Consider the following 17,938-nt stretch of genomic DNA (forward strand, 5'->3'; position numbering starts at 1 on the left):
TTATTCTGTCTTTTGTTTCCAATATCGGCACCGAAACACACGCGGTCCCGGTGCCGATCAGGTTTTCTGTTATTCTTTTACTTTTTCCATGCAGGAAGAACGCCTTCGTAATTCATGCCATAACCGTAGTCATAGTTATGTCCTTCGCTGTCAATATAGGTTTCCATATCCAACGCACGGTCCTCGCTCTGCTCCTCAACCGCATCCATATCCTTCGGCATCTGGATCGGCAGACGGCCGGTCGGGTTGTAACCGCCGAAGACAACGTCGAGCACAGCGGCTCTCGAAACACCGAACTCTGCGACGATCGCATCGGCTTCGGCTTCAAATTCATGCATCACCATCGGGTTGTTGACGGTTGCGCAGACGATCACCGGCTTGTCGCCCATCGCGCGGCGGCATTCGAGAATATTGTCGAGATCAGCCTCGTTGTAGGCAGTGTTTGTCTTTCCAAGATAGCTGCGATTCGTGAAATTCTCGCGGAAATCACCGCCGGCAATGCTCACCTCACGCGCTTTTTTCGCCGTATACGGGCGGTACTGCAGTGTAATCGGCAGATATCCGTTGCCGCCGTTCGCAAGATCTTCGGTGGAATACGGGTTGCATGCCGGGCTTTCGATAAATACCAGCGCCACATCGGCCTCCTCCGGTGATGCCACGCGTGTACCGTACTTGGACGGCAGTCCATCCGGCAGCGGATCTTCGGTTTTTGCCGGCAGATTGATGCGGAAGAACGCTTTGGACGGTCCGATCTTTCTCTCCGGAATATAAACCTTCAAACCTTTCTTCAGCGGCAGCACACCCTTCTGTCCTTCCGGTGCACGTTTCGCACTGTTTTTCAGCAGGACGATGGATTTCTGCTGTGCCTCATAGCCATGGCGGCAGAACTCTTCGCATCCTACAATCTTTGCGGATTCTTCCGGATCAAGATACGGGTCCTCAAACAAGCCGCAGTGGAAAATGTTGATCAGAAGACGTTTGGCGGACAGCTCCATGCGCTCACGCATCGCTTTCTCGCCGTATTTCTCACAGCCGATCTTATATGCCTCGACAATCGGACCGGACTCGCTGTTTCCGCCGAACTGGTCAACGCCGTTTGTGATCGCCAGCAGACACCGTTCTGCCTCGGTCATATCCTGCACGCCGTAGCAGCGGCTTCCAAATCCCTCAATCGTCTTCTCCGGATCCTGGGTAATGCCCCAGTCGGTGCAGACAATGCCTTTAAATTCATATTTTCCGCGCAGCAGATCCTTGATCAGGTACTCGCTGTAGGAGTTTCCGACGTTCTTGCCGTTTTTCTTGTCCACGCCGTAGGATACGGTGTAGTACGGCATAACCGCGGATGCGCAGTCGGTCGGTCCGTCCAGGTGGAAGGCTGCCTCGGTAAACGGTTTTAAATGCTCCTCAAAATTTCCGGTCGGATAAACGGCAAACTGTCCGAATGCATAGTGTGCATCGCGTCCGGCCTCTCCGGTGCCGCCGCCCGGCCAGTGTTTGACCATCGTGTTGACGCTGTCTTTTCCCCAGCCGTCTGCTTCCCCTTCCGTTGTCTGCATACCGTCACAGTACGCTTTGGTAAGCTTTTTGGACATCTCCACTTCTTCGCCTAACGTATCGACAAAGCGCATCCATCTCGGCTCGGTGCAGAGGTCGATCTGCGGTCCGAGTGCCGTTGTGATGCCGAGTGCCCGGTATTCACGGGAGGCATCCTTTGCAAACTGTCCGGCTACTTCCGGGTCAAAGCATGCTGCAAAGCCGACACCCTCCGGCCATTTGCTGATCTCGCTTCCGCCGCTCTTGAACTCCGCGCCGGAATCCTTTGCTCCGTTCCGCGGATCGGAGGAGAGGTTGACCGGAATACCGTACGGCAGTGTTTCCGCTCTTTTCTGCAGCTCATTGCTCCACTTTGCGGAGATTTCCGGGCTTTCTACATTCGTCAGCAGAATATGACGGATGTGTTCGTCCTCCAGAAATTCCTTCTGCTGGTCAGAAATGGCATACGGCTCTTTGCCGGATTCGAGATACGTTTTTCCGTCAAACGTTCCCTGGAATGGTCCGCCCGGCATCGGCGGTACCGCCTGGTGCGGCGAGTACAGCATAAGGCCTGCAATCTCTTCAATCGAAAGACGACCCGCAAGGTCTGCCGCTCTCTCCTCATCGGAAAGACGCCAGTCCTCGTACGGCAGCAGTTCGCCGGTTTTTGCAAGATCTTTAAAGTAATATCCATCTTTTTCCAATACCTTAACTCCGGACTCCTCTGCCCAGGCAATCGTTTTTCCGTCTGCCTGTGTGATGCGGTGGATTCCGTTTTTCGTTGTTTTCTCCATAAGTTTTCTCCTTTTTCCTGCTGCATTTATTTCAGTGTAAATACCGCACTGTTTTCCGTCGTGCTGCTGTCACCGACAAATACGGTAAACGTTCCAGGCTCGCTTCCAAAAGTTCCGTCGAGACGGTAGTAGCGCAGATCTTCTTCGGTAATATAGAAGGTCACTTCCTGCTCTTTGCCCGGAGCAAGCTCTACTCTTCGGAAGCCTTTCAGCTCTCGCACCGGACGAACCACATCGGAATAATCATCACGGATGTACAGCTGTACAACATCACAGCCAGCCGTATCACCTGTATTTTTCACGGTCACATGCGCTGCAATTCTGCCGTTTTTATCCATCTCGTTCTGATCCAGTGTTACCGCGGAAATATCAAACGTGGTATAGGAAAGTCCGTAACCAAACGGATACAGCGGTGCGTTCGGAATATCGAGATATTTGGAGCGGAACCGCTCTTTCATGCCCGGCAGATTCGGTCTTCCGGTGGAATACTCGTTGTAGCTGACCGGTGCCTGGCCCACGCAGTACGGGAAGCTCATCGGCAGATGGCCGGACGGATTTTTCTTTCCGTTCAGAACATCCACAACAGCGCTTCCGCCCTCGGTTCCCGGGAACCATACCTCGAGAATGGCTTTTGCTTTAGCGCTGATTTCCCGCAGATCCAGCGGGCGGCCGTTGAACAGAACGACAACCACATTCGGGTTGACGGCCAGCACTTTGTGGAACAGCTCCATCTGGATTTCCGGCACATCGATCATGGCACGGCTGGTCGCCTCGCCGCTCTGCAGATAATGCTCACCCATCGGCATTACCACGAGATCGGCCTCTTTTGCTGCCTGTAGTGCGCTCTGCTCCATGGCAGCAAGCTCTTCCTCACTGTATTTTTTCGGTGTCGTCTCGGTAAATCCGATCAGCTCCACATCGTTTCCGATAACCGGGCATCCTTCCGCATACGTGGTGCGTGATGCGTCGAAGACTTTCTCGGCTGCTTCCTGAATCGTCACGCAGTCCTTGCTGTCGCCGGTGAAGGACCAGCTGCTCTTGATTTCATGATTGTTGGTATACGGGCCGACAAATGCAATCTTTTTCGAAGTGTCGAGCGGCAGTACGCCGTCGTTTTTCAGCAGGACGAAGGATTCCTCCGCTGCTTTTTTCGCCAGTGCACGGTGCTCCGGGCAGAGGTTGTATGCTTTCTCTTTCTCGGCATCCGCATCTTTATATGGATTTTCAAACAGTCCCAGTTTGTTTTTCAGCTCCAGAATCCGCAGGCAGCACTCGTCAATCAGATGCTCGTCCACTTCACCTTCTTCTACGAGACGGCAGAGGTTTGCGGCGTAAACGGATGTCATCATATCAATATCCACGCCTGCCTCCAGCGCTTTTTTCGCTGCATCGGCGGCATCTTTCGAGCTTCTGTGGGCAACGGTTTCCAGAATGGCTGCAAAGTCAGAAATCAGCACGCCGTCAAATCCCATCTCGCCGCGCAGGATATCGCGCATCAGCCATTTGTTGGTGCTCGCCGGAACGCCGTTGATCGTGTTGAATGATGTCATCACCATCGCTGCGCCCGCATCAATGCCTGCTTTGTATGCCGGAAGATAGAATTCACGGAAGGTATGCTCTGAGAGCTCTACGGTGTTGTAATCTCTTCCTGCGACTGCTCCGCCGTAGCCTGCAAAGTGTTTGATGCAGGAGGCAACTTTTCCCGGTGTTTTTAAATCATCGCCCTGGAAGCCTTTTACGATCGCCTCGGAAAAGCGGCTGTTCAGGTACGGATCTTCGCCTGTGGATTCCACAACGCGGCCCCATCTCGCATCGCGCACAAGGTCAACCATCGGAGAAAAGGTAACGTGAAGTCCGGCCGCGGATGCTTCTTTTGCGGCTGCAGACGCGCACTCGCCGGAGAGCTCCGGATCAAAAGTGGCTCCCTGCGCCAGCGGCGCCGGGAAAATGGTCTTCATGCCGTGAATGACATCCATCATGAACAGCATCGGGATGTGATGCGGCTGTTTTGCCATGTAGTCATCCTGCAGTTTTTTCATCGTATCGGCACCGGCTGCACCGAGAATGGAACCGGCCATCTCCAGGTCCTCTTTTCCGATTCCCATGTCATTTGCCGGGCCGGTCAGGACGCTGTTTTCATCCCCGAGGTAAAATGCTCCGCTTAACTGAAGCATCTGATCTACTTTCTCTTTCAGCGACATATCCGCCAGCAGCTTTTCCAAATCTGTCTGTTTCATTGAAAAACCTCCCTGTTGTTATTTTCAGAATTTTCCTGTTTCTTATATCATTTGTTTCTATTTTACGGCATAACTCTGCATAAAACAATCACTTTTTTTGACCTTTTCCTCAACGATTTTAACAAAAAAAGCGGGTTCCGCCGTTTTTTGATTTTCGGCAGAACTCGCTCCCTTTTTTATAATTTAATTCCTTTTAATGCCGCGGCAAACGCATTGTTCACCGGCTCTTCTGCCTCTTTTTTCTGTTTCTTCATATAAGCTGCCACATCGCGCTTCGTCACGCCGCCGCCCTCTTTTTTGCGGCGCTCTTGGAATTTTGTCATGCGCTCTTTGTGGCCGCAGGTGCAGACAAACGTCGCATCCTCGCCCTTTCCGATCATCTCCATGCGCTTATGGCAGACCGGGCATCTCGCATTCGTCGTGCGGGAAACCGTCTCGCGGTAGCCGCACTCTCTGTCCTGGCAGACGAGCAGTTTTGCGTTCTTTCCATTCACCGCAAGCAGCCGTTTTCCGCAGTTCGGGCACTTCTTGTTCGTCAGGTTGTCGTGGCGGAACGTTCCCTCTTCCGTCTTGATCTCATCGATCAGTTCCACCGTGTAGCTGCGGATCTCCTTCATAAACACATCGCGCCGCTTCTTTCCCTTTGCAATGTCGTTTAACTGCATCTCCCAGCTTGCCGTCAGCTCCGGCTTTTTCAAATCCGCCGGAACCAGCTTCAGAAGCTGGCGTGCTTTCGAGGTCAGATAGATCTCATTGCCTTTTTTCTCCAGCAGAAAGCTGCGGAACAGCTTCTCGATGATATCCGCACGGGTCGCAACCGTTCCAAGGCCGCCCGCCTCACCGATCGTTTTTACCAGGCTGCTGTCGCGGTTTTCCATGTAGCGGACCGGATTTTCCATCGCGGAGAGCAGCGTGCCTTCCGTGAAGCGTGCCGGAGGTTTTGTCTTTCCTTCGCGGAGACTGATCTTCGGCTGCCCGATCTTCATGCCTGCCTCCAGAAGCGGCAGATTCTGCTCCCGCACCTCTTCTTTCGCCTCATCCTCTTCGTCGTACCGGTTATCCTCGTACGCCTCCTGCCAGCCTTTCTCGACCATGCGCTTTCCGCGCGCAGTAAACCATTCCTTTTCGATGGAAGCCTGGATCACCGTCTCTTCATATACACACGGCGGCAGCAGTACCGCAAGAAAACGGCGCACAACAAGATCATAAATGCGGCGCTCCTCGTTCGAGAGTGCGGATAACTGCACGTACTGCTCCGTCGGGATAATGGCATGGTGATCGGAAACCTTCGCATCATTGACAAATGAGAGCTTTCCGTTCAGCGGACTGCGCTTCGCCTGCTGGGCCAGTGCTTTGTACGGGCCGATGCTGACCGCATCCAGCCGCTCTTTTAACGTCGGCACAATATCTTTCGTCAGATACCGTGAATCTGTCCGCGGATACGTAAGGACTTTATGGGTCTCATAGAGGCTCTGCATCAGATTCAGCGTCTGTTTTGCCGAATAGCCGAACCGTGCGCTCGCATCGCGCTGCAGCTCCGTCAGATCGTAGAGCAATGGCGCTTCTTTCTGCTTTTTCTTCTTTTCTACGTTCTGTAAGACAAGCGGATACCGTTTTGCATTCTCTGCGATCTGCTTTGCCTTTTCCGGATCGGAGATTCTTGTGCCGCCCGATTTTTCATCTTTCCAGGTGTAGACCACACCGCCCGCCGCGGCCGTCACCGTGTAATACGGTTTCGGGACAAATTCACGGATTTCCTGCTCGCGCTGTGCGATCATGGCAAGTGTCGGCGTCTGCACACGGCCGCAGGAAAGCTGTGCATTGTATTTACAGGTCAGCGCCCGCGTCGCATTGATGCCGACGAGCCAGTCCGCCTCGGCACGGGAAACGGCAGCGCGGTAGAGATTGTCGTACTCTTTCGCATCCTTCAGATTGGCAAAACCCTCACGGATCGCCTTGTCCGTCACAGAGGAAATCCAGAGACGCTTACACGGCTTCTGGTTATGTGCTTTGTCGAGAATCCACCGCGCCACCAGCTCACCCTCGCGTCCGGCATCGGTTGCAATGACAATCTCATTCACATCCTTCCGCGCAAGCTGTGTCGTCACCGCATGGTACTGTTTTCCCGTCTGCGGAATGACCTTGATCTGCAGTTTTTCCGGCATCATCGGCAGAACTGCCATATTCCATTCCTTATACTTTTTGTCATAGTCTTCCGGATCTTTTAACGTCACCAGATGGCCGAGCGCCCAGGTAACGATATACTTGTTTCCCTCCAGCGCTCCGTTTTCTTTTTTGCTGCACCCCAGTACGCGCGCAATGTCGCGTGCCACGGATGGTTTTTCTGCAATTACCAGAGTTTTCATAAAATGTCTGCTCCTTTTATAGCTCTTTATACTGTTTTACAATTTCCTCCCGGTCTTTTCCGAGAATGAAGTAATAATCAATCTGTCCGTCCCCTGCGGTGTGAAGATACGTTCCAAACGTCCGTACATTGCACAGCAGTGCCGTCCGGGACGCGGCGGCCGCAATGCCGTAGCCGCGGTTCGAAACAAACAGCGGCATCCGCGCCTGCTTTCCGCCAAAAGAGACGTAGCGCGCCTTCGCGGTCAGATCCAGCCACTCGGTCGAAAGAATGCCTTTTGCTTTCAGCTTTTCGGAACCGCTCCAGTCGAAGAACGTCCATGTCATGCCGCCGTCGATCATGCGCGGCTCGTCACGCTTCTCGGAAAGGATTGGTTTGTTGTCCGGCGTCAGGAACTGCACCGCGCCGTCCTTTTTTTCTACCATGACGCGCAGCTTTTCCGTCTCGACCAGAACCGCCGTCTTCGATTCTTTCGCACTCCACGGAAACGCGGTATCTGCCTTCGGCTTCCAGTACGTGTCCTGCACTTTTGCGGTCACACCCTTTACGAAACTGATGCGGATCACCTCTGGCGTGATCGGGGTGATGCGTAAGATGCCGTACATGCTGGCAATCTCAACCGCCGATTTTCCTTTCTTCGCCCATTTCACCGCACACTTGATCTTCGAATGGCCCTTGATGCGCAGCAGCTCGTTTTCCGGGATTGCACCGAAAGCGTAAGGTGAGGTATTCAGGCGCTCCGTCTTCTCGGCTTCTCCTGGTACCATACCTGCTCCGCCTGGTCTTTTTGCACTCTGCACTCCGGCCGTGCCCGTTCCATATTGCATTCCTGCCTGTGTTCCTGCACTCCGTCTGCTTCCCGGCGCTTTGCCGCCTGCCTTTCCATGATAAGCCGCACCAGCAAAAATAGATGACACCCCTTCCGGTGCACGCTGCTGCATTGTCTTTGCGGCAATTTCTTCTCCCGTTTCTGCCGCAGCCCTCCGCGTTGCCGTACTGCCTTTTGCCATCACCGCTGTTCCGGTCGTGCTTGTATTTCCAAGCGCCATTCCCGGCCTCTGCTCCGGCTTGATCACAATCCGTTTCGGTCCATGGCTGTTCCGCTCGTCCATCTCCTGAATGCCGATCGCGCGGTTCTCCTCACGCGCCTCCTTCTGCGTCAGCGAAACCTTCTCATACTCTTTCGCCTTCGTCAGCGTCTCCATGGCAAATTCCTGATTGTGACGGCCCTTCGGCGCTTCTTTGGCAAGGATTCCCGTCAGTTCTCCTGTATACAGCACCGCCAGCTCATGCAGTGCCCGCGTCGCCGCCACGTAAAGCAGCTTCACCTGCCCGTCATTTTCAGGATATTTTTCTTCCGTCGGATCAAGAAGCAGCACCGCATCGAACTCAAGACCTTTCGTATATGCCACCGGGAGCACCATCACGCCCTCGCCGAACTCTGCCGTCTCGAGATCCTCCTCCACAACCGGCACGTATTGTTTCAGCTTCCGCGCCGTATCCGCCGCTTCTGCCTCATCCCGGCATACAACGGCAATCGTCTCATATCCCTGCGCCTGCCATGTCTTGATTGTCTGAACACCCGCGGCGAGCAGCGCCGCTTCATCGTCAAATGCTTCTTTCCGCACCGCCGTTCCATGCCGCAGCACCGGCTCCACCGGATAGATCGCAAAGTCCCCATGCCGCAGAATCTCGTTTGCAAAATCGGAGATCTCCACCGTATTCCGGTAACTCTTCCGCAGAACGCCGAACGCATCGTACGTGCCGGTCAGAATCAGCTTTTTCAACTCCTCCCAGTCGTTCAGGCCGTAGGAAAAATGGATATTCTGCGACGTATCTCCCATAATGGTATACGTACAGTCACGCAGACAGTAATGAAGCACCTGGTACGCCATCATCCCGAAATCCTGCGCCTCGTCGATGACCACATGGCTCGCCTCGCGCACGGGATCGTTTTCCTTGATCCGCTTATAGAGGTATGCCAGCGCCGCCAGATCATAGACATCAAAGGAGTTTTCCGGCACTTCCACCGCTTTTCCTTTCTCCGCCTGCTGCTCCAGAAACTGTAAATAGAGATCAAAAATGGATCCCCGCCATTTTCCATCTCCAAAATATTTCTCGTATTTCCGCTTCAGCGCCTTTTTTTCGCGCGCCGGAAACGTCACTTCTTTTCCCGAAACCTCATTCTCAAATTTTGCCAGCAGGATCTCGTTCAGCATGCACATCTTTCCTTCCATGGAAAGTGTGGACTGCTCCCTGCAATAGTTATCAATATACTCGGCGTCCAGAAGCAATGTTCCCGTTTTTTCCAGCCGCACCGGCTCCCGCGGAATCTGCTCTGCCTCGTACGTACGGCAGAAATTTTCCAGATCGAAAAACCAGCCGCTTCCGCCCTTTATGCTGTTTTTCTCATCCGCGCGGTCGATGGTGTGTACCATGTACTTTTCTTCGTCCCAGTCCTCATACAGAAGCCGGATGAAAAGCTGCTCCATCGTCATCTGACGGATGCCGTACACATCGAGTTCCGGCAGAACGCTGGTAATGTAGTTCAGCAGAATGCGGTTGCTTCCAATGATATAGAAATCCTCCGGCCGGAAGTCCTCCTCGTAATTATAGAGGATGTACGAAATCCGGTGCATCGCCACCGTCGTCTTTCCGGAGCCAGCCACGCCCTGTACGATCAGATTCGTCTTCGGGGATCTGCGGATAATGAGGTTCTGCTCCTGCTGGATCGTCGCAATGATCTCACCGAGCACCGCTTTTTTGTTCTTCGCCAGATACTTTGTCAGCAGCTCATCGTTCGCTACCACATCGGAATCAAAAAAGTCTTTCAGATGGTCATTTTCAATCTCATACGTCCGCTTTCTTTTCAGATCAATCGAAAAAGTACCCTCTGAACTCACCGTATAGCTGCACGGCCCGGTGCTGTTCTCATAATAGACGGAAGAAATCGGCGCCCGCCAGTCCAGCACAACCGGTTCCGCCTTCTCATCGGAAATGCCGACGCGCCCGATGTAATAGGACTCTAAAAACGAAAGCCGCGGATCCTGAAAATCAATCCGCCCGAAATACGGCTTCTTTCTCGCTTTTTCCAGCCGCGCCATGCCGTGCTGGTACGCATTCAGCTTCGCCGTCGCGTTGTTCCAGAGCGCCAGGCCTTCCGCCTCTTTTGCGTCGTACGTCTCCATCAGATCCGCCAGATCCTCATTCGCCAACCGGATATCCGCCTTCGCCTGTTCCAGATTCTGCTCGGCAATCCCGATCACCTTCGCAAGCTGTGCTTCCTCCTCTTCCCTCGTAAGTCCGGGAATCTCTGATTTTCTGATGCTTCTTTCCAGTTTCTCTTCTTCCACTTTGTACCTCCTTTTTTACGAAAAACTTCTTCTACATCAGCCCGTTCTTTTGATTCTCTTATTTCCATCCCAATAGACTTTATTTTACCATGCACACGTCTCCCCGGCAAGATACTTCACCCGCTTTTTCGTGCATCAAAAAAGACACCATGCATCTTACACACAGTGCCTTTCCGACTTTTTTTCTTACTGAAGGTAATCCTTAAATTTCTTTTTAAATGCTTCGATATCGTTCGTATGGGCTTCCACAACCGCATCCGGGTTTCCGGCGATCATCAGGACACTCATCAGGGATTTCGCATCAAAGACGCATTGTCCTATTTTTACGTCAACGTCGTAATCCAGGCGTTTCACCATATTTACAAATTCTTCTACACTCTCTACTTCATCAAACTTTAACGGTAACGAAATCATATTTTCTGCATCCTTTCTGCTTTTTGGTCTTTTTTTCATGATTTTGAATTCTTTCTTTTATTTCCTTCAAAATCGGTCAAAAGCTTACACGATATTCCTTTTTTGCTGTTTTTTCTGAAAGTAGTAGTGAAATCGCCTTCATTTTCGACTGACACTAAAATAGCATACATCTGTCTCACTGCAAATATCCGTTTTAGACAAAATTCGACGTAGTTTTACAGCAATTTGCTCATATGTTCCGTCTGATTCGTTAAGTTGTTTCTTTTCCGGCACTTTTTTCGTCTGATCTGACGGGCCGGAAGGCCTTACTTGAGAATCACTCTCATGAAAAGTTATTCGCTGAAAATAATATTTCGGATCTTCCGGGACAGGGTGTACGTTCCGGCATCTTTTTTCTGGGTCATCATCAGAAATGTCATATTCTGCTCCGGCACGACTTCCATGTAGCATCCAAGCCAGCCGTCCCAGCCGAACTCACCCTTGCTTCCCAGCGTTACCGCACGCGTCGGATCTACCAGAACACGCATCAGATTTCCGTAGGAAAATCCTTCCAGACCGATCCAGTTATCAAAGCCTGCCTGCTGTACCGCGCTTAATGTGTGGCCTCCCAGAAATTTTACCGTCGCCGGACGGAGAATCTGTACACCGTTGTAGGTGCCGCCGTTCAGCAGCATCTGCGTAAATTTCGCATAATCGTCGATGGTAGATGCAAGGCCTGCTCCGCCTGCCTCATATGCCGGGCGGTACGCCATATCGTTCTGAATGCCAAGGTTATTGTCCAGATAACGGACGGACGGCTGTCCCTCCCTGCAGTCATACACCTTCGCCAGACGATCCTGCTTTTCTTCCGGAACCCAGAAATCGGTATCGTTCATGCCGAGCGGCTCGAAAATTTCTTTTTTCAGAAAATCCCCAAAGCGCATGCCGCTTGCCACCTCAATCACCGCACCTACGACATCCGCCGACGTTCCATAACTCCAGGACTGGCCCGGCTGATACAGAAGCGGGACTTTTCCAAGACGGTTTGCAAATTCTACTGTACTGATCGTTCCGCCGTTTTCTTCCTTAAGTCCGTGGATCACCTCCTGAAAAAGTGCATCGGTCTGCCGTCCCGTCTCATCCGTTCCGCCGTACGTCAGCCCGGATGTCATATTCATAATATCCTCCAGAAGGATCTCCCGCTCCGCTTTTTCTATCTTCCCATCCGCTGTACATACAACCGGGTTCCGGAAGCCCGGCAGATACTTGCTGACCGGATCCGCCAGATCGACGATTCCGCGCTCTACCAGAATCATCATGGCCGTCGCGGTAATCGGCTTGCTCATGGAGTAGAGACGGAAAATATTATCGCGGGAAACCGGCTTTTTCGCTTCGATATCCGCATATCCGCTCTCCAGATAAACCTGCTCCTCTCCGTCTTTGATCACCATCAGAAGACAGCCCGGTGTCTCTCTTTTTGCAACAGACGCATCCATCACCTGCTGCAGTCTTTTCTTTATCACCTGTTCCATGGTATGTTCTAACCTCCATCTAAATTTCATTGTTTTTTCCTATTTTACCTCTCTTTTTGCCCCCTGTCATCTTTTATCTTGCTTTTCTTCTTCTATCCTCATTGTCTTTTTTTTCTGAAATCTTACAACTTTTCTGAAATTAAGAAAAACCATCAAAAACCATCATTGCCCTATTCCGAAAAATATGCTATTCTATATGTATATATATTTATGAATCTTCAGCTATTTAGAAAAACGAGGTGAACATCTTGCTGAAAACGAACGAATCCGCAGAAAATTATTTGGAAACCATTTTAGTCTTAAGTCAGAAAAAACCCGTTGTACGCGGTGTTGATATTGCAGAAGAACTTGGCTTTAAAAAATCAAGTGTCAGCGTTGCCATGAAAAACTTAAGAGAAAAAGAGCAGATCCGCGTAACGCCGGAAGGCTACATCTACCTGACCGACAGCGGACGCGCGATCGCAGAGATGATCTATGAGCGCCACCAGCTCCTCTCCCGCGGCCTGATGAGCCTTGGTGTTGATGAGCAGACCGCCACGGAAGATGCCTGCCGCATCGAGCATGTCATCAGCCAGGAAAGCTTTGAAGCGATCAAACGTCATCTGCACATGACTGCCGAAAAATAAACATGACAAAGAAAACGCTGCCGGAGTTCTCTTCTCTCCGACAGCGTTTCTCTTTCCGCCCGAAAGTCTCCCATTTCTTTGCCGGAGCCTTTCGGGTTTTCTTTTTACAGCATAAAAGTATACGTTCCGCTTCCCAGTTCCACGGTATCCGCCGGATCCTCCGTGTTTTTAAACAGGGTTGCCGTTGTATTGACCGGAATCGTAACCTGATACTCTATTTTGCCACCTTTCCGCTCCCATCCGGCAGAAATCACGCCGTACGGGCTGTCTACGGAACCTTTCATAAACTCGAGCGGGCCCGGCTGCGGTTTCAGCAGAATGTGCTGATAACCCGGTTTTGTCTCGTCTCTCTGGATACCAAGTCCCGTGTGATACAGCCAGGAAAGAACGCTTCCGAGAGAATAATGATTGAACGAGTTCATCGCATTCTGTCCGCCGAAGCCTTTTTCCTTCGTGTAGGAATCCCAGTGCTCCCAGATCGTCGTCGCTCCCTGGGTCACCGGATACAGCCACGACGGGAATGCCGTCTGCAGCATCATCTTCCAGGCATCCCCCACAGCGCCCTGCTCGGTCAGCATCTGGTTCAGAATACCCGTTCCAAAGAATCCCGTTCCGACCGTATAGCCGATCGCTCTCGTCTTTCGGATCAGATGCTCTCCTATTCTCTTTCTGTCTTCTGCCACACCATAAGACAGTGCAATTGCATACGAGCACTGCGTATCACACAGCGTTCCGTCCGCATTGCAGGTCTTTCCGGAATCCGGAAGTACAAATGTCTCATTCCAGAATTTCTTCACCTTCGCAGCAAGCGCCTCATACTGATGCTGCTCCTCTGTTCTTCCGAGCGCACCGGCAATCCGGCTCATCAGATCGGCTTCTTTATAATAGAATGCATTCCATAAAAGCAGCAGATCCGTCTCTTCCGGTGCCAGCCAGTCGCCAAGCGGTCCGATCGCCGGATTTACCTTCGTTCCCGGCAGACCCTTATCCTTCATATAGTCCATATATTTCTGCATGCCAGGATAAAATTTCTCCAGTGTGCGGATATCCCCATACTGCCCATACAGTTCCCACGCCATAAAAATACTCGCACACTCATACGTAATGCCGCCGAATCCGCCGCCCACCGGTGCAATCTCCGGGTACTGGCCTTCCGGTGTCTGCAGATCACGCATCGCCTGCAGGTTCCGCTCATAGAATTTCTTCAGGCTGCTGTTGTTGAGCGCCGTATGGCAGAAAATATGCGTATCGCCCGCCCAGCCCATGCGCTCATTTCTCTGCGGGCAGTCGGTCGGAATGTTGATAAAGTTGCATTTCTGTGACCAGGAAACATTCTCGGCAAACCGGTTCAGCAGTTTATGGCTACTCGTAAGGCTTCCATGGAATTCCGTCACAGAAGAATACTGAAGACTCTCTACTTCTTCCAGCTCCGGCGCATGCTCCACACCGCTGATCTCAATATAGCGGTAGCCGTGGAAGGTAAACTTCGGCTGGAACACCTCTTCCCCGCCGCGGCAGATATAAACATCCGTACTCGTCGCATCCCGGTAATTTTCCAGCATCATCGTGCCTTCTTTTCCAGCATACTCCGGCAGATCCGGATAAAGCACCTCCGCATAGCGGATGATGATCTTTGTGCCCGCCTTCTCATGCAGTGTAATCCGCGGTACACCGGCCATCTCCTGTTCCAGATCGTAGAGATACACACCCGGGAACAGCTCTTTTCTCGTCTTTGCCGTTCTCCGGTCCACAATCCGCACCGGCGCATCGTACTCACCGATATATTCCGGCTTCTGCTCATGAACCGCCGGCCAGGACCGTCCAAAGCCCGGCATCGTGCAGAACTCTTCGATCATGACGGTATCCACAACAACTGGCTTTTCCCAGGTGCTGTCATCAAACTCCGGCAGAGAATAAGTTTCGTAAACCTCTGCCCGGCGCGCATCGTACTGCTCTCCGGCAAAGTAGCTGGAAAACAGGTAAGGACCTTCTCCGAAATACTTCCAATCCTCGGTATTTGTTCCAAAGACCTCGCGGCTGCCGTCCTCGTACTTCATGACAACCTTGGCAAGCAGACTCTCCTTGTCTCCAAAGTAATTGAAGTTCTTCACCACAAAGGTCTGTGCCTCGCTCCACCAGCCCGATGCCAGCGTCACGCCGATTCCGTTTCGGCCCGGTTTCATCAGCCCTGTGATATCGTATGTCTGATAGTTCATTCTGTGGTCATACTGTGTCAGACCCGGACGCAGCAGATCTTCCGTGATCTCCTGTCCGTTGATCCGGCAGTCGTAGATACCGCGCGCAGTAATATAAAGGCGTGCCGATACCAGTTTTTTCTCTTTCTGGCAGGAAATACACGACCGCAGCATTGGAATTGAATGATGGGACGGATCTGCCGTAATCTGGCTGTCTTCTACTTTAAAGTATCCGTTTTCCACCGGAATCTGATCCGCAAAGATACTTTTTCCCCCATCCAGCCGTCCTTCCGGCGTCTCACGAACAATTTCCGCGGATGGTTTTCTTACGTTTCTTACGGTCAGATTCTTAAAATATCCTGTCGTCCCTTTTCCTGCATAAAATCCGATCTCATTCAGTCTCGGATACGGCAGCACATCGTTATTTCCTCTCGGATTCAGCTGGCGGCCTGATACTTTCGTTCCAAAAAATCCATGCTCTTCAATGGCATCCACGAGGATGCCGTCGACATAGGCGTATGCCACATTGCCGTCAACCTCTACGGTCAGCTTATGAAAGGCATCGGCATTCTCTGGTGTCAGGATTTCCTGTGTTTTCTCTTTCCAGTTGACCAGTTTCGTAACGGCAAACGGTTTTTCCGCTGTATCCTCCGGCGCATAGCCCACGCGGTAAATTTCGAGGCGTGCATCTCCATCCTCAAGGCACACAGCATAACGGATATAGTTCTCCCCTTCCATGCCAAGCTCATTTTTCGTATGATCGTTCAGACGGAAGTCATTGGCTCCAAAGACGATACCCGCTTCTCCCTTCCCGCCTTCCATCCGAAATTCACTCTCGATCGTAAAAACACCGCGGTTTTCCGCGCATACCGTCGCATGCGGTGCGCCGATCCACTCAGCTCCCTCCCATGCTGCATACAAAGAATCCATAAGGCCTGTCTCGAAGGAACTTTCTGCTTCTGCTTTTCCGCCGTGGTTATCCCACACCTCTGCTTTTACCTCATATTTGGTACAGGGCTGCAGTGCTTCTCCTTCATAACCAATCCCTGTTGATACGCCGGTTTCCATTTTTCCGCTGTCCCACACAGTATCTTCTCCGATGTGCACAACGATCCGGCATGCGCTCTGCATCAGATTCTGTTCTCCTTCTTCTGCCGTCAGCAGCCAGGAAAATGCCGGTTTTTTCTCATCCAGCCCGATCGGTGCCATCTGATCTTCAATCAGAATTCTCTCTATCTTCATTTGGTAACCTCCCATTGCAAGTTTTGCCTTCTTTGCTGATTGTATTATACCGTCCAGCAGCTATTTCTGTTAAGATCAGTTTTTGCCCAAAAAAGCGTCTTTATTTGCATCTTTTCCGGTGTTATAATAAAGGAAATTACGAAAGAGAGGTACCATCAAATGAAAGTATTATTAATCAACGGAAGTCCTCACGCAAAAGGCAGCACTTATACTGCCCTGCACGAAATGGAAAAAGTCTTTACAGAAAACGGTATTGAGGCGGAAATCGTACATATCGGAAATAAAGATATCCGCGGCTGTGTTGCCTGCGGTGCCTGTTCCAAGCTCGGAAAATGTGCTTTTTCCGATATGGTAAATGAGGTTGCTCCGAAATTTGAAGAGGCTGACGGCCTTGTTGTCGGAAGTCCGGTTTATTATGCATCTGCAAATGCAACACTTATTGCTTTTCTTGACCGGCTGTTCTACAGCACACACTTTGACAAGACCATGAAAGTCGGCGCTTCGGTTGTCTCTGCACGCCGCGGCGGTCTTTCCGCTACCTTTGATGAGCTGAACAAATACTTCACCATCTCCGGCATGCCGGTTGCTTCCGGCCAGTATTGGAACAGTATCCATGGAAATAATGCGGACGAGGCACAGCAAGATCTCGAAGGCCTGCAGATCATGCGTACCCTTGCACGGAATATGAGTTTTCTGATGAAGAGCATCCAGCTCGGAAAAGAATCCTTTGGTCTTCCGGAAAAGGAACCGCGCGTCGGCACAAACTTTATCCGTTAATTTATCTGTTAAGCAAGATGCCGTCTTTCAGACTTTTTTCTATGTCTGGAATACGGCATCTTTTATAGCTGGAAAAAATTTTATACACGAAAAAAGCCTGCTTCCGCAGACTTTTTAAAGCGACCCGGATCGGGATCGAACCGACGACCTCCGCCGTGACAGGGCGGCGCTCTAACCAGCTGAGCCACCGGGCCAGACATATACAGAATATAAAATATGGAACTAAAGTGGACCTTCAGGGACTCGAACCCGGGACCGACCGGTTATGAGCCGGTTGCTCTAACCAACTGAGCTAAAGGTCCAAAGAGCCGATGATCGGACTCGAACCGATAACCTGCTGATTACAAATCAGCTGCTCTGCCAATTGAGCCACATCGGCATACATAACAAATATTTTATATTCAGTGACTCCGACGGGAATCGAACCCGTGTTACCGCCGTGAAAGGGCGATGTCTTAACCGCTTGACCACGGAGCCATATTTACTTTTTGAAAGAACTGACCTGTAAGAAACTCTTACAGGTCGCATTCACTCCCCGAGTTGGGCTCGAACCAACAACCCTTCGGTTAACAGCCGAATGCTCTACCATTGAGCTATCGAGGATTATTTAATTGAAGATATTTGATATACCTTCAAAACCGCATACACTTTACATCTATCATTCCATTTCTGTGAACACAACCATTCAGGTCAAGCCCTCGACCGATTAGTAACAGTCAGCTCCATGCCTTACGGCACTTCCACCTCTGCCCTATCTACCTCGTCGTCTTCAAGGGGTCTTACTTCTTTCGAATGGGATATCTCATCTTGAGGGGGGCTTCACGCTTAGATGCCTTCAGCGTTTATCCCTTCCCGACTTGGCTACCCGGCCGTGAACCTGGCGGTTCAACC

At 51.4% G+C, this 17,938-nt stretch carries 9 protein-coding genes, 5 tRNA genes and 1 rRNA gene; 2 read left to right on the forward strand and 13 right to left on the reverse strand.

The genetic code is table 11. The features are described from left to right. Positions 1 to 77: 77 nt before the first annotated feature. The 6 genes from DWX00_RS08710 to DWX00_RS08735 all read right to left on the reverse strand — a co-directional run bounded on the left by DWX00_RS08710 (position 78) and on the right by DWX00_RS08735 (position 12,207). A complete protein-coding gene (locus DWX00_RS08710; RefSeq protein WP_118595051.1) occupies positions 78 to 2,327 on the reverse strand; it encodes a glycoside hydrolase family 3 protein in 2,250 nt (749 codons plus the stop codon). 26 nt (positions 2,328 to 2,353) lie between these two features. Then, the gene (gene bglX, locus DWX00_RS08715; RefSeq protein ID WP_118595052.1) at positions 2,354 to 4,564 is read right to left on the reverse strand and encodes a beta-glucosidase BglX; all 2,211 of its coding nucleotides are present in this window, start codon (positions 4,562 to 4,564) and stop codon (positions 2,354 to 2,356) included. 176 nt (positions 4,565 to 4,740) lie between these two features. Next, positions 4,741 to 6,930 carry a DNA topoisomerase III gene (locus tag DWX00_RS08720; RefSeq protein WP_118595053.1) on the reverse strand — a complete coding sequence of 730 codons (2,190 nt, stop codon included), beginning with the start codon at positions 6,928 to 6,930 and terminating at the stop codon, positions 4,741 to 4,743. A 16-nt stretch (positions 6,931 to 6,946) separates the two neighbouring features. Further along, positions 6,947 to 10,282: a 3'-5' exonuclease gene (locus DWX00_RS08725; RefSeq protein WP_118595054.1), complete on the reverse strand. Its 3,336-nt coding sequence runs from the start codon at positions 10,280 to 10,282 to the stop codon at positions 6,947 to 6,949. Between the two features lie 186 nt (positions 10,283 to 10,468). Further along, positions 10,469 to 10,696 (reverse strand): HPr family phosphocarrier protein, encoded by a 228-nt coding sequence (locus DWX00_RS08730; RefSeq protein ID WP_147398244.1) that lies wholly within the window; start codon positions 10,694 to 10,696, stop codon positions 10,469 to 10,471. Between the two features lie 332 nt (positions 10,697 to 11,028). Then, positions 11,029 to 12,207, reverse strand: coding sequence for a serine hydrolase domain-containing protein (locus DWX00_RS08735; RefSeq protein ID WP_118595056.1), 1,179 nt, complete (start codon positions 12,205 to 12,207; stop codon positions 11,029 to 11,031). Positions 12,208 to 12,458: 251 nt separating this feature from the next. Between DWX00_RS08735 and DWX00_RS08740 the strand changes: the two genes are divergently transcribed. Continuing rightward, positions 12,459 to 12,833 (forward strand): metal-dependent transcriptional regulator, encoded by a 375-nt coding sequence (locus DWX00_RS08740; RefSeq protein ID WP_055221737.1) that lies wholly within the window; start codon positions 12,459 to 12,461, stop codon positions 12,831 to 12,833. Between the two features lie 104 nt (positions 12,834 to 12,937). Here the strand turns inward: DWX00_RS08740 and DWX00_RS08745 are convergent, their stop codons facing one another. Next, a complete protein-coding gene (locus tag DWX00_RS08745) occupies positions 12,938 to 16,270 on the reverse strand; it encodes an alpha-L-rhamnosidase (protein WP_158578783.1) in 3,333 nt (1,110 codons plus the stop codon). A gap of 159 nt (positions 16,271 to 16,429) precedes the next feature. Between DWX00_RS08745 and DWX00_RS08750 the strand changes: the two genes are divergently transcribed. Continuing rightward, positions 16,430 to 17,047: a flavodoxin family protein gene (locus DWX00_RS08750; protein WP_022461984.1), complete on the forward strand. Its 618-nt coding sequence runs from the start codon at positions 16,430 to 16,432 to the stop codon at positions 17,045 to 17,047. A gap of 120 nt (positions 17,048 to 17,167) precedes the next feature. Here DWX00_RS08750 and DWX00_RS08755 read toward each other — a convergent pair. The 6 genes from DWX00_RS08755 to DWX00_RS08780 form a co-directional block, all read right to left on the reverse strand. Continuing rightward, positions 17,168 to 17,241, reverse strand: a tRNA-Asp gene (locus DWX00_RS08755). Positions 17,242 to 17,275: 34 nt separating this feature from the next. Next, a tRNA-Ile gene (locus tag DWX00_RS08760) sits at positions 17,276 to 17,349 on the reverse strand. Positions 17,350 to 17,353: 4 nt separating this feature from the next. Then, positions 17,354 to 17,426 (reverse strand) — tRNA-Thr (locus tag DWX00_RS08765). 26 nt (positions 17,427 to 17,452) lie between these two features. Continuing rightward, positions 17,453 to 17,524, reverse strand: a tRNA-Glu gene (locus tag DWX00_RS08770). Between the two features lie 54 nt (positions 17,525 to 17,578). Further along, a tRNA-Asn gene (locus DWX00_RS08775) sits at positions 17,579 to 17,650 on the reverse strand. An 83-nt stretch (positions 17,651 to 17,733) separates the two neighbouring features. Next, positions 17,734 to 17,938, reverse strand: a 23S ribosomal RNA gene (locus DWX00_RS08780); the annotation flags it as partial.

This window comes from Blautia sp. AF17-9LB, from assembly GCF_003479185.1.
In the GTDB taxonomy this organism is placed as follows: domain Bacteria; phylum Bacillota; class Clostridia; order Lachnospirales; family Lachnospiraceae; genus Fusicatenibacter; species Fusicatenibacter saccharivorans.

Excerpts from the sequence above, each read along its gene's own strand:
- DWX00_RS08745 (WP_158578783.1), bottom strand. The coding sequence starts at position 16,270 with ATGAAGATAGAGAGAATTCTGATTGAAGATCAGATGGCACCGATCGGG.
- DWX00_RS08730 (WP_147398244.1), bottom strand. The coding sequence starts at position 10,696 with ATGATTTCGTTACCGTTAAAGTTTGATGAAGTAGAGAGTGTAGAAGAA.
- DWX00_RS08735 (WP_118595056.1), bottom strand. The coding sequence starts at position 12,207 with ATGGAACAGGTGATAAAGAAAAGACTGCAGCAGGTGATGGATGCGTCT.
- DWX00_RS08750 (WP_022461984.1), top strand. The coding sequence starts at position 16,430 with ATGAAAGTATTATTAATCAACGGAAGTCCTCACGCAAAAGGCAGCACT.
- DWX00_RS08710 (WP_118595051.1), bottom strand. The coding sequence starts at position 2,327 with ATGGAGAAAACAACGAAAAACGGAATCCACCGCATCACACAGGCAGAC.
- DWX00_RS08720 (WP_118595053.1), bottom strand. The coding sequence starts at position 6,930 with ATGAAAACTCTGGTAATTGCAGAAAAACCATCCGTGGCACGCGACATT.
- bglX (WP_118595052.1), bottom strand. The coding sequence starts at position 4,564 with ATGAAACAGACAGATTTGGAAAAGCTGCTGGCGGATATGTCGCTGAAA.